The organism is Nonlabens spongiae, from assembly GCF_002117125.1.
GTDB classification, from domain to species: Bacteria; Bacteroidota; Bacteroidia; order Flavobacteriales; family Flavobacteriaceae; genus Nonlabens; species Nonlabens spongiae.
Map to the genome: position 1 here is coordinate 2,932,349 of NZ_CP019344.1, position 12,425 is coordinate 2,944,773.

A 12,425-nucleotide genomic window follows, 5' to 3' on the forward strand; every position below is an offset into this window, starting at 1 on the left:
CATTTAAGAATTTAGCTTATGCTGTACACGATTTGATGTCATCACGTTTTGAATTTCCTCGGCATCGTAGTAGATGATGCCCCCAACTTTGGTGTATGGCAATGTTCCGTTGATGCGAAGATTCTGTAATGTTCCTGGACTGACTTGAAGCAAGTCCATAACTTCGGAAGATTTGAGATATTTTTTGAGTTTTCCAGTGGCTTGTTTGGAAAGAAGGTTTTTAATGTCATCGAGCAATTCTATTTTAAATTCTCGAAGATCGTCTGTGGTAATAATATTTGCTGGCATAATAGAACGGTTTTAAAAGAAAGGGGCTATCATTATCGCTTTCAACTAATTTAATAGCCCCTGACTTGATTTAACTCACGAGCTTTAGTATTTTAATAAAAAAGTGTTCGTGAATCTGTCGATTTGACTTTCGTTCTACAAATTTGGGATGATTTATTGGATATTAATCCCAAGTCATACCCAAGTTGGGTGTTTTTATATACTCATTTTCAATGGTTTAAATTAGTTTTGTTTAGTGGTTGTCCTGAAAATAGTATAAACCAAATGATAATAACTAAAATTAATTTTATTTTTTCCCAAGTAGTACCCAACTTGGGAAGAAATTTAACATTTAAGCGAAATGGATTTTATCCATCCGTTTCCTCCATTCTCCTTAAAAGTGTTGCTTTCAGTCTATCGATAAACTTGGTTTGGTCAATTTTCCGTTCTCTAATTTCGAGAAAAGTTCTATATACATTTCCAAGTTTTAGTTCAAAGATGTCTTCACAAGCCGAAGCCATTTCTTTAATCCCAGCCGTACCACTTTTTATCGCTCCTGAAGCCTGTAAGGCATAAATCAATTCAATTAGGTCTGTTTTTGAGGCTGTCCATCCAAGTCGCTCGCCATTTGATAAAGTATTCAGCTTATTCGGTACACCGTTTGACAGATCCCTTAAATAACTTAACTCTTCTACGTAATGACTGATTAATAAATCGTAGGCCATAATTTTGGCAATTGCATTATCGTGGCTTGTGGAAAATTCTGCATCGGTATAAAAATGAGATGTGTTTGACACCAGACTGATTTTATCGTTTCCTCGTAGAAAATAGAATTCATCCAAAAGTTCAGAATCCTCCCTGTAATATTTTATAAAATCTATATTTCGCCGATTGCTTTCTTGTAGTTTATTTATTTCTAAATCGATAAATTCCTGTTGAGATTTTATGGTGCCGGCAGGTCTGTTTATTAAAAAATTGTAGAGTTTGGCGTAAAACTTCAATCTGCTATAAACATAAGGTTTGTGCTTTTTAAAGAATATGATTTCATTTTGTTTGTCTTGAAATTCATTTTCCCTTACACAGATTCGCAGTTTCTGTAAGTATTGTCTTGAAATGGAAATACCTTGTTCAACATTATTGAAATCGTTGAGATTAGATTCCTCAACTGCTTTTATTTCCTCTTTGTAATTATCTAATATTTTATGAATCAGCTTATGCAAAATATTTGGGGCTTTAGATTTGGGTTAATTGTCAACAACTATGGTTATGTGCTTATTTTTTTATGGCGGGTTTTTGAAAAAGAATAAAAAACCAATAACAGCCAAAATAATGCTGCCAGCAATTATAAAAGGGTAGTAAAAACCGCCTGAAAGCAACCAAGTCCCTAAAACAGGCCCTAGAATTTGACCAACACTATTAGTAGAGCTCTGAATAGAAATGTTCCTGCCAGTATTTTGCTTTGATATTAATGAAACCGCAGAAAGTAAATTTGGGGTTACCATAGCACCTCCAGCAGCGAAAACAACGATTAATACATATACCAAGTATTCATTCTTAAAAAAAGGAAAGACAATTAAGGATAATCCAGATATAAACAACCCTAATGCAATTTGTTTCTTTGTCGATAAAAACTTCTCTCCATAAGTAGCGAACACAGGTTGTAAAACAGCCATTATTGAACCACATAGCATAAAACCAATACCTATTTGGTTACTGTTAAACCCTAATTCATCTTTCCCATATATTGAAAAGACGGTTTCAAACAGCGTTACTACAAATTGGATGACAAACGACAGAACCAGTAATACGGCAAAATATTTGGTAAATGTGAATCGCAACCTCACTTTTTGGGTTGTGAACTTATGTACACGTGTAGTGTTTTTTAACCATTTCATAACAATAAATAGGACAATCAATCCTAGTAGTGCTGCGAAAAGAAATGGCGTTGAAAATCGGTCTAAATGTAGCAGACCAAAAGAATATTGTAAATGAAGGTCAGTTTGTGAAAGTAACCCACCAATAACAGGACCAAAAATAACCCCAGAACTTATTGCAACACCAGACCAGGCCATTATCTTTGTTCTTCGTTTTTCAGAAGTAATGTCGCTCAAATATGCGTTGCTAACTGGAATAACTGATGACGTAAAAATACCACCAAAGATGCGAGCAACATATAGCATCGTTAATGATGTAGCAAGACCGGTAAGTAATTGCATAATTACAAAACCAATAAGGCCACAAATGATAATAGGTTTACGACCGTAATTGTCTGATAGCCTTCCCCAAACCACCACAAATAGTAATTGGAAAAATGGATAAATGCTTGTGAGCAATCCAATATGAAAATTGATAAGGTTTGTATCAAGATTGTCTTTTAATGCTAATCTTTCGGTATAGTAAGGAAGGGTTGGCAATAATATACCATAGCCCAACATCACTACAAATAAACTCAACAGGATTAAAAATATCCTGTTGAGTTTTTCTTTTTTGTCCATTTATTTTTTACCGATTTTTCGCTTTAATAGTTGCGCATTAATGGCCACTATAATCGTACTTAAACTCATAAATACCGCTCCTACAGCTGGTCCTAAAACAAAGCCTGAAGAATATAATACACCGGCTGCTAAAGGAATAGCCACTACATTATATCCTGTAGCCCAAATCAAATTCTGAATCATTTTATTGTAGGTGGCTTTTCCAAAGAGAATTAAGTTGGCAATATCCTGTGGGTTACTGTTGACCAGAATGATATCTGCTGTTTCGGCGGCAACGTCAGTACCTGAACCAACGGCAATACCAACATCAGCTTTTGCAAGTGCAGGCGCATCGTTCACGCCGTCTCCTGTCATTGCCACAAACTCTCCCTTACTTTCCAATTCTTTTACTATTTCCACTTTTTGATGTGGCAAAACTTCGGCGTAGTATCCATCCAAGCCGAGTTTATCGCTAACAGCTTTGGCAGTTCTTTCATTATCACCGGTAGCCATTAAAACTTTTATATTATTCTTTTTAAAGACTTTTATAGCCTCGGCAGATTCTGGTCTTATTTCATCGGCAAGTGCAATATATCCTGCCAGTTTTCCATCAATCAAGACAAAGACGACAGTTTCAGCGGCGTCACTATAGGCATCTTCGGGAATAGTTATTTTTTCATCCCTTAAATAACCAGGACTAACCACTTTTACTTGCTTACCTTCTACATTGGCCTCAACGCCTTTACCTGTAATTGCATTAAAGTTTTCAGGCTTTGGGATGGTCATATTATCTTCTTTGACTTTTTTAATAATACCTACGGCGATAGGATGTTCCGAACTTTGTTCCAATGCACTCGAAAGCCTTAAAATTTCTTCAGATGAATAAGTTTCGCTAACAGACTCAATTCGAGTAACGCCAAAATCGCCTTTGGTCAATGTTCCCGTTTTATCAAACAATAAAGCTGATATTTTTCGGGATTCTTCAAAAGCTGTCCTATTTCGAATTAATAACCCGTTTTGAGCTGAAACAGCAGTAGAAATAGCAACCACAAGTGGTATGGCAAGACCTAATGCGTGTGGACAAGCAATGACCATAACGGTAACCATTCTTTCTAAAGCATAGACAAATGGAAAGCCTAAAATCAGCCATACCGCTAATGTTCCAAAACCAATAGCCAAAGCGATATAGGTTAACCATTTTGCAGCCCTGTCTGAAAGATTTTGCATCTTGGATTTGGTTTTTTGCGCTTCTTCGACCATTTTGATGACCTTGTTGAGATAGCTATCTTTTCCAGTATGCTCAACCTTTACTTTTAAGGTACTGTTACCATTTACCGAACCACCAATAACCTTATCGTTTTCATCTTTTTTTACAGGTTTGGATTCGCCTGTAAGCATAGATTCGTTCAGGTAACTTGAACCGTCTACTATAATCCCATCAGCAGGAACTTTTTCACCTGGTTTAACCAAAATCACATCATCCTTTAGTAAATCTTCCAGAGGAATATCTTCAATAGTGTCTCCTTTAACACGATGTGCCTCGGCAGGCATCATGCTTACTAACAGCTGCAAGGCCTTAGAGGCGCCTAGAACGCTTTTCATCTCTATCCAATGACCTACAAGCATAATAGCAATAAGCGTAGCCAGTTCCCAGAAAAAATCGACACCTTCTAAACCAAACACCGTTGCCGAACTATAAACGTAAGCCACGGTAATGGCCATAGAAATAAGGGTCATCATCCCTGGTGCACCTTTTTTGATTTCAGACCAGAATCCTTTTAAAAATGGCCAACCACCATAGAAATATACGATTGTGGAAAGTGCAAAAAGGATATATGGATTTCCGGGAAGCAAAAACTCATATCCAAAAAAGTCCTGAATCATCGGCGAGAAGAACAGTATGGGAATAGTAAGTACAAGGGTTACCCAAAACCGTTTTCTAAAATCGGCAATCATCATTTTATGATGGTCGTGCCCGTGTTCTCCGTGCCCTGGATTGTGGCCAGAATGGTCTCCACCTTTGTGGTTCATTTTAGAATGGTCTTCTTTTTTGTGTTTCATCTTCGAATGGTCCATTTTAGAATGGTCCATTTCATCGTGATTGTGGTGTTCGTGATTTTCCATTATTGTCTTGTTTAAGTGTTATCGTAATTTTTTTCTCATAGCTTCCGAAATGTTTTCGGCATAGACGCCATAGGCATCTACCAAAAGTCCTTTAATCCCATTTTTTGATGAAATAGCATAAAGCACACTATTATCGTCGGTACTGCTCATACCCTCAAAACGATGCATCTCGTCAACATTAAAATCTTCTGGGTGTATTTCAATTTTTAGTGAGGCACACTCCAAACATTCTGGTTTTAGGTTAAAATCATATGTATAGCCATTTCCCTGTAAATCGTTTATGGCTTCAGAAAGTGTATCGTAATTTTTCATCTGTCTTTATTTATAGTTTATTGTAAAATAGCTGTTATCTGCTTCTGAAAATTTCTGAAAAGTCAATAAACCTTTTTCATTTAATTTTTCGATAACGGTATAATTGAGTTGCTTAATGCGAATTCCCCAGGCATAGGCCTTAATATTTATTTTTGATTTAATAGTGTTTTTGCCAGCTTCTAATTTTCGATCGTAAATTTTTATGATGCTTTTGGAACCAAAAAAGTTTAACAAGCCCGAGTCAAAACTCATTTCCAATTTAATATCTTTCAAGTTTTGTAAATCGTAGAGCTTTTTAAAATTTTCAGAAATGGTATTAATTTCGGTTTCTTTTGATTTTGGCTTGGAAAACGGAAAAGCCATTATCATTACATTGGCGTCATCTGGCTCACAACGGTAGGTAGTAGTGTATTTATCGGTTGATTGTTTGTTTTTGTCAAACAATTCTGTAACTACCTTTATTTCATAATATCCATTTTCCTTTATTGTTTCTCCAGCTTCAAAAGTTTGTTTATTGAGAAAATCACCTTCTTTATCAAAGTTTTCCCGAATAACAACTCTGCCTGAAATCTGCCCAATGAGCATTTCAGTTTGTCCAGTCATTGTGATGCTGAATAAAGTGATTAGTACTATAAAGCCTTGTTTTCTCATATATGGTGCATTAATTTTTTTACCTCTTTTGCCATAATATCACTTAAATCAATTCCATTTGAAGAGTGTGGGATGGTATTACAAGTCACTATTTTTTCTACTCCGGAATCCAATAAATCTTGATAGGCGTTTCCTGAAAAAACGGCGTGAATGCCTACACAAATAGGTGGTTTCATTCCTGCTTTTTTAAGATGTTGTACGGTTTCAATCATTGTTCGGGCTGTGGAAATAATATCATCTACCAAAATGGGTGTAGCATCTTTATATATATCCACATCGGGAACAGAGACTTCTACATCACGGTCACCGTGACGCACCTTTTGTAATACCGTAAATGGTGCTCCTGCATTTTTGGCGACTTCTGATACCCATTGTTCACTTTCAGAATCAGGTCCGATAAGTACCGGGTTTTCGATATTTTCTTTAATCCATTCTGAAATTGCGTCGGCAGCGTGAATCACTTTATTTGGAATTTGATACACTTCTCCCAACGAACTAATTCTGTGCAAGTGAGGGTCAACCGTGGTAATGCTATCGGCAAAACCTGATATCAATTTTCCGAAGAAACCAGAAGTCACTCCTTCACCTTCATTAAATACTTTGTCCTGCCGCATATACGCCAAATAGGGTGCTACCAAACAGGTACACATAGCTCCTAATGATTTGGCTGTGTGGCTTAAAAAATATAGTGACAACAGTTTTTCGTCCGGTTCGTGTAAGGTGCATACCAGTACCACACATTTATCTTTAACATCAGATAATATACGTGTGTACGATTCCCCATCAGGAAAATTACGCAAAGTGGCTTTGCCCACTTCAGCATCCATTTTTGTAGCCATAAGTTCTGTGAGTTCTTCATTTCCGGGAAGACTGAATAATATTGTTTTCATAGTTTTTTAAATTATAGTTATGATGTCGTTATGGTTGTTTTCATATTCCAAGGCATAATTAAGTTCACCTTTGGATTCAGCATATATGGTATAAAGCAGTTGGTTCTCTTCGATTTGTTCTCCCAAATGCACATTTAGAAGAATCCCTGCCGATTTAGATTGTGGTGCTCCAGAAAGCTTGGCCAGTTTTGCAATTTTACGGTTATCAATTCGTTGGAAAACGCCTGACTTTTCAGCTTTAATTTCAATTTTATAAGGTGCTAAAACTGGTTTTGAAAATTGACCTTGCGCCTTACAAATGGCTACGAATTTTTCATATGCTTTTCCAGATTTGAGAATTTTATGTGCGGTTTCCTGTCCCTTTCCTTTTTCTACTTTTCCAGAAAGTTCTAATAGTTCAGTAGCTAAAAGCAATGCTCTTTCTGTTAAGTCTTTAGGTGCATCTTCCTCATTTTTCAAAACTTTTAATATATCTATGGCTTCTAAAGTTGGACCGATACCCCTTCCAACAGGCTGCGTGCCATCCGTAACTACAACTTTTACATTCAACCCAACAGCAGTTCCAACGGTTTCCATATGATTTTTTAGTTTTTCTGCCATTTCGGTACTGCGAACCTTGGCGGTTTCTCCCACGGGAATATCAATGACCACGTGAGTAGAACCAGCTGCTGCCTTTTCAGAGAGTACTGAAGCGATGAGCTGACCTTCGCTATCAATATCCAAGGCTTTTTCAATTTTAATGAGCACATCATCGGCAGGACTTAACTGCGCTGTACCGCCCCAAACAAAACATCCGCCTTCTTTTTCTACTACGGTCTTTATTTCCTCGGAAGAGAGCGTAACATTGGTCAGTACTTCCATTGTATCTGCTGTGCCTGCTGGCGAAGTGATTGCCCGTGAGGATGTTTTTGGCATAGTAAGCCCATACGCGGCAACAATGGCAACTACCAATGGTGTTGTCCTATTGCCAGGCAATCCGCCAATACAATGTTTGTCGACCACGATATCCTTGTTCCAGTTCAGTTGCTTTCCGGAAGCAATCATTGCTTTCGTTAGGTCGGATATTTCATCAATATCCATTCGGTCGCCAGCACAGGCAGTAATAAATGCCGAAAGGTGGATGTTGGAATAATCGCCTTCCACGATATCGGTTATGATGTTGTTATAGGCCTTATAATCCAGTTTTTTGTTATAGATTTTTGCCCTGACGTGGCTTAAGGATTCAATAGGCTCTAAATGGGAAACATATAATGTATCGTTTGGGGAAACATTGAGTTTTTTCGCAGCAGCATCTGATAGTCCGATTTCATTAGGCAACAGAATATCAGAATTCAGGACATTAAGACTTGCTACGATTGATGTATTTGCATTGGATATTCTTATTCGGGTAAGTGCCTCAAACCCTTCTGAAATACAGACGTGGCAATCTTCGCGCATATACACTACATTTTCGTTTTGGGTATAGATTCCGAGATGTTTATATTTTAATATGTTTGAGTGTGTGTCCATATTTTATTGGTTGTTGTGATTTTTCGATTTATTCTATTTCTTCGATGGTGTATAATTGCGGAATTTCTGCATCCCACCCATAGGTTTCCTTGATGCCTTTTTGCAATGCTTCTGCACTCTCTTTTTCACCGTGTACAATGAAAATACGTTCGGGTTTGTTTTTTATCTTATCCATCCAGTCCATAAGTTCTGCGTGGTCTGCGTGTGCTGAAAGACCTTCAATTTCTGCAACTTCCATATCAAAGGGCACCCATTTTCCATACACTTTAAGTTCCTTATCGCCTTCCAATAATTTTCTGCCTCGCGTACCTTCAGCTTGATAACCCACAAAAAGCAAGGTGTTGTTGGGGTTTTGTGCCTGTGTTTCAAGGTAGTTTAGCATTCTTCCGCCTGTGAGCATTCCGCTTCCTGCAATCACGATTTTGGGTTTGTTATCTGTTCTTAATTCCATTGTTTCACGATAGCTGCTAACAACCGTAAAGTGCGAGCACATTTCGTCACATTCATTGTCTTCCAATCTGTGCCAATCCCGAGTTCTATGAAACAGTTCCAATACGTTGGCACCCATCGGACTGTCCATAATCATTTGTACTCTGGGGATTTTCTTTTCTTTCAATAATTTCCAAAAGATGAGCATCATTAGCTGGGCACGTTCTACCGAAAAACTTGGGACAAATAAGCTGCCACCTCTGTTGATGGTGTCATTGACCAATTTTTCAATTTGTGGAAGTGCTTCTACTTCGTCGGGATGAAGCCTTCCTCCGTAGGTGGATTCAATAAATAACACATCCGCTTTCTTTGGCTTTAAGGGTGGAAACAGTAACAAATCATTTGTTCTGCCTATATCGCCAGAAAACACGAAACGTTTTCCGCGTATATCTAACTCAATGTATGTGGCACCAAGGATGTGTCCGTTGTATTGAAACCTCGCTTTCACATCTTTGAGAATGGGTAGCCATTGCGAGGGTGGTACTCCTTTGAAGTAAGGGATTGTTTTTTCTACATCATTTAAATCGTAAAGTGGTTCCGCAGGACTGTGTTTGGAATAGCCCTCTTTATTGGCACGTTCGGCTTCTTGTTCTTGTATTTTGGCACTATCATTCAATATGATTTTTGCGATGTCCAAGGTGGGATTGGTACCATAGATGGGCCCTTTGAAACCTTGCTTTACCAATCTCGGCAGATAACCTGTATGGTCCATATGACCGTGGGTGAGCAAAACAGCGTCAATATCAGCAACATTAACGGGTGGATACTCCCAGTTTTTAAGGCGTAATTCCTTCAATCCCTGAAAAAGACCGCAGTCTATCAGTATCTTTCTATTTCCTGTATCTACCAGATATTTTGAACCGGTTACTGTGCCTGCTGCTCCTAAAAAATGGATGTTTATTTTGTTGTTTGTCATCTTTATAGCATTTAATTAGTGTCCACCACAGCAGGACGGTGTATTGCTTTGGTTTTGGCTCGATTTATATAATTTTGTTATCTCATTATATAGATTTCGTGAATCCTCTTTGATATAAAGTGCTACCTTCTTAATAGAGTTAGTTTCTAACTCAACCATATCCAATAGAATTTCTATGGCCTCGTCAAGCAATTTCGGGTCGTCTTCGAGAGCTTCGTAAAACGGCTCAAAATCTAATTGGTTCTGTTGTTGTGAATTTTCTTTTTTCATTTGACTTTTTTTTAGAATTATTGATTGTTGCATTGTTTTTTATTGATGTACTGAACATAATTTTTCTGAATCTTCAAGAATCTTTTTATGTCTTTTTTTATCAATTCCTATTTTTTCCAAGAGCTTCGGACTTTCGTGAAGCTCTTTACAGAGTACGATGCCTTCATCTAATAATTTTGTTTTTTCAGCTTTAGTAAGTGTTGTTAAAGCGGTTAAGGGATGTAGCCCAGATTTATCTATTCTGTCCTTGAGACCATTTCCTCTTGGATAATCCCAACTGCTTAAAAGCATTCCAACACATTTCCCGTACTGAATGGCATCGGTTGTGAAACGCGTATTGGTGTACACAGCTCCTTTATGAAGTTTAGCCTCGTGACCTTTTTGGTGTTCCCATTGCTTTTCTACGTCCAAAAACCGTGAATGGATATATAATGGGATTTTTACATTACAAAACCTGCCTTGGTCGCTATGGTATTTGCATTCAACCATATAGTGTTTGTTTTCTTTTTGGGCGATAACATCAACTTCGTGCTGTACACAATTACCTTGAACAATAACTCCCACCTTTGTGCTAAAGCCTTCCATCTCTAAAATCTTACCAACAAATTTTTCAAAAGGAAATCCTGATGGCCCTAATTCCATTATCGCTTTTTTTAGCTTGTATTTTGAGGCACTTACACGAGATTTACGCTTAAGCATTTTAAATGCCATCTGATAGATTTTTTTTGTGGTAATTCCATTATAGAGTTGACCTTCGACTTGTTCAACTATTTGCTGAATTAATTCTTCGCTCGCTTGTGAACGCCTTAAGGAATTGATAAGCTTATCTACATCAAAGGCTACCACATCACCTGAATACTTCACTATGTTGATTGGATTTTTCATTTTTTAATATGTATGGTCATTACAGGTAGAGAAGAATGGTTTGTAACACCTTCGGCAATACTTTTTGAAAATAGGCTCAAAAATCCCGTTTTTCCGTGGGTGCTCATTGCAATTAAATCTGCGGGCTGATGTTTTAAAAATGTATTGATGCCTGCCTCTACGGAAGACTCATTATGGACGCTCATTGAGAAGTTCTTCAGATTGGGGAATTTTTCAAGAAATTCCTTTACAGGATTTAAGCCAAGCTCTATGCTATTAAAGTCAGTTACTGTGTTTACTCGTAACAAATGGATTTTAGCATCGCATTTTTTGGCTATTGACAAGACTTCTTGAAATGGATGCGTGACATCCTCTTCAAAAGAAGAAACAAATAGAATGTCCTTGAAGGGAAACGTGACATCCTCTTCTTTGACAACGATAATGGGCGCATTGGCTTTTCGAACTATTTTTTCAACATTACTACCAGTAATTTCTCTAATGACACCTTTGGTTCCACTGCTGCCGGTAACGATGAAATCGTCATGGAAATGACCAGAATGTTCTAGAATATCTTTCTGTCCCGAATCAAATTGAAGAAAAGTTCGACATTTAAGCCCTTCGTGTTCCGCCTTTTTTTCCAGTTCCCGCAATTTTGATTTAGCGACACCTATTTCCTTTACGGTTTTGGGATACCTTTTTTCCTTTTGTTTATCCAGCTTTACCCAATCAACAGGTGTGGTCATTTGGTGTAAAAAGTGTATCTCAGCATCGTATAACTTTGCTATTTTGATACCAAGGTTTGCCGCTTTAGTGCAGTTTTTCGAGAAATCGGTAGGTACGAGTATGTTTTTCATAATTTTAGTTTTATTGTTTTTCTTATTGGGCGGTATAGCCACCATCGATAACCAGTTCGGAACCGGTCATAAATTTGGATTCATCAGAGGCCAGATATACAACTCCGTACCCTATATCGTCAGGTTCTCCCAAATGACCAATTGGATGTAAACTTTCCAGTTGTTTTTTGCCTTCTTCTACATCACCTTGAGCCTTGAGAAAATTCTCTACCATTGGGGTCCAGATATAAGCAGGATGGATAGAATTGATACGGATGCCATAGCCTTGCTTTGCACAATGTAGGGCGGCAGATTTTGTAAAAATGGTAACGCCGCCTTTACTTGCGTTATACGCAGGTAAATTGGGGTCACCGATAAGTCCTTCAATGGAAGAGAAGTTAATGATGGAACCACCTTCATCTGTTTTCCTCATACCTTTTATACCATATTTGGTGCCTAAAAAAGTGCCATTTAGGTTTATATCTATGAGGTTTTTCCAATCTTCAAGGGTTACATCTTCAACTGTTCCTCCGAGTCCTATTCCAGCAGAATTTGCTAAAATGTGTAATTTTCCATAAGTTTCAAGGGTAGTTTCAATAACGTTCTTCCATTCATCTTCTTTGGCAACATCTTGTTTAATGAATATGGCCTCACCACCGTCTTCTTTTATTTGTTGAACTACTTTTTTACCACCTTCCTCGTCTATATCTGACACGACTATTTTTGCTCCTTCTTTTGCCAATAGTTTAGCACTTGATTTTCCCAAACCAGATGCTCCTCCTGTGACAATGGCAACTTTATTTTTTACTCGTTTCATAATTTTAAA

General features: G+C 37.6%; 13 protein-coding genes. All 13 read right to left on the reverse strand.

Features of this window, described 5'->3' with window-relative positions:
- Positions 1 to 3: 3 nt before the first annotated feature.
- The 13 genes from BST97_RS13405 to BST97_RS13465 all read right to left on the reverse strand — a co-directional run bounded on the left by BST97_RS13405 (position 4) and on the right by BST97_RS13465 (position 12,416).
- A complete protein-coding gene (locus tag BST97_RS13405; protein ID WP_085767713.1) occupies positions 4 to 288 on the reverse strand; it encodes a helix-turn-helix domain-containing protein in 285 nt (94 codons plus the stop codon).
- Between the two features lie 347 nt (positions 289 to 635).
- A complete protein-coding gene (locus BST97_RS13410) occupies positions 636 to 1,487 on the reverse strand; it encodes an RteC domain-containing protein (RefSeq protein ID WP_085767714.1) in 852 nt (283 codons plus the stop codon).
- A gap of 60 nt (positions 1,488 to 1,547) precedes the next feature.
- On the reverse strand, positions 1,548 to 2,762 hold the full coding sequence (locus tag BST97_RS13415) for an MFS transporter (RefSeq protein WP_085767715.1): 1,215 nt from the start codon (positions 2,760 to 2,762) through the stop codon (positions 1,548 to 1,550).
- The gene (locus BST97_RS13420) at positions 2,763 to 4,865 is read right to left on the reverse strand and encodes a copper-translocating P-type ATPase (RefSeq protein ID WP_085767716.1); all 2,103 of its coding nucleotides are present in this window, start codon (positions 4,863 to 4,865) and stop codon (positions 2,763 to 2,765) included.
- A gap of 18 nt (positions 4,866 to 4,883) precedes the next feature.
- Positions 4,884 to 5,177: a hypothetical protein gene (locus tag BST97_RS13425; protein WP_008616393.1), complete on the reverse strand. Its 294-nt coding sequence runs from the start codon at positions 5,175 to 5,177 to the stop codon at positions 4,884 to 4,886.
- A 6-nt stretch (positions 5,178 to 5,183) separates the two neighbouring features.
- The gene (locus BST97_RS13430; RefSeq protein ID WP_085767717.1) at positions 5,184 to 5,828 is read right to left on the reverse strand and encodes a hypothetical protein; all 645 of its coding nucleotides are present in this window, start codon (positions 5,826 to 5,828) and stop codon (positions 5,184 to 5,186) included.
- Positions 5,825 to 6,718, reverse strand: coding sequence for a ribose-phosphate pyrophosphokinase (locus BST97_RS13435; RefSeq protein WP_085767718.1), 894 nt, complete (start codon positions 6,716 to 6,718; stop codon positions 5,825 to 5,827). The genes BST97_RS13430 and BST97_RS13435 overlap by 4 nt, the downstream gene beginning before the upstream one ends.
- A 6-nt stretch (positions 6,719 to 6,724) precedes the next feature.
- On the reverse strand, positions 6,725 to 8,227 hold the full coding sequence (locus tag BST97_RS13440; RefSeq protein WP_085767719.1) for a thymidine phosphorylase family protein: 1,503 nt from the start codon (positions 8,225 to 8,227) through the stop codon (positions 6,725 to 6,727).
- A 28-nt stretch (positions 8,228 to 8,255) separates the two neighbouring features.
- Positions 8,256 to 9,632: an MBL fold metallo-hydrolase RNA specificity domain-containing protein gene (locus BST97_RS13445; RefSeq protein ID WP_085767720.1), complete on the reverse strand. Its 1,377-nt coding sequence runs from the start codon at positions 9,630 to 9,632 to the stop codon at positions 8,256 to 8,258.
- Between the two features lie 15 nt (positions 9,633 to 9,647).
- Positions 9,648 to 9,902 (reverse strand): hypothetical protein, encoded by a 255-nt coding sequence (locus BST97_RS13450; RefSeq protein WP_085768268.1) that lies wholly within the window; start codon positions 9,900 to 9,902, stop codon positions 9,648 to 9,650.
- 39 nt (positions 9,903 to 9,941) lie between these two features.
- Positions 9,942 to 10,787, reverse strand: coding sequence for an ATP cone domain-containing protein (locus tag BST97_RS13455; protein WP_085767721.1), 846 nt, complete (start codon positions 10,785 to 10,787; stop codon positions 9,942 to 9,944).
- Positions 10,784 to 11,620 carry a universal stress protein gene (locus BST97_RS13460; RefSeq protein WP_085768269.1) on the reverse strand — a complete coding sequence of 279 codons (837 nt, stop codon included), beginning with the start codon at positions 11,618 to 11,620 and terminating at the stop codon, positions 10,784 to 10,786. Before BST97_RS13460 ends, BST97_RS13455 begins: the two co-directional genes overlap by 4 nt.
- A 22-nt stretch (positions 11,621 to 11,642) precedes the next feature.
- Positions 11,643 to 12,416 (reverse strand): SDR family oxidoreductase, encoded by a 774-nt coding sequence (locus BST97_RS13465; protein ID WP_085767722.1) that lies wholly within the window; start codon positions 12,414 to 12,416, stop codon positions 11,643 to 11,645.
- Positions 12,417 to 12,425 lie beyond the last annotated feature (9 nt).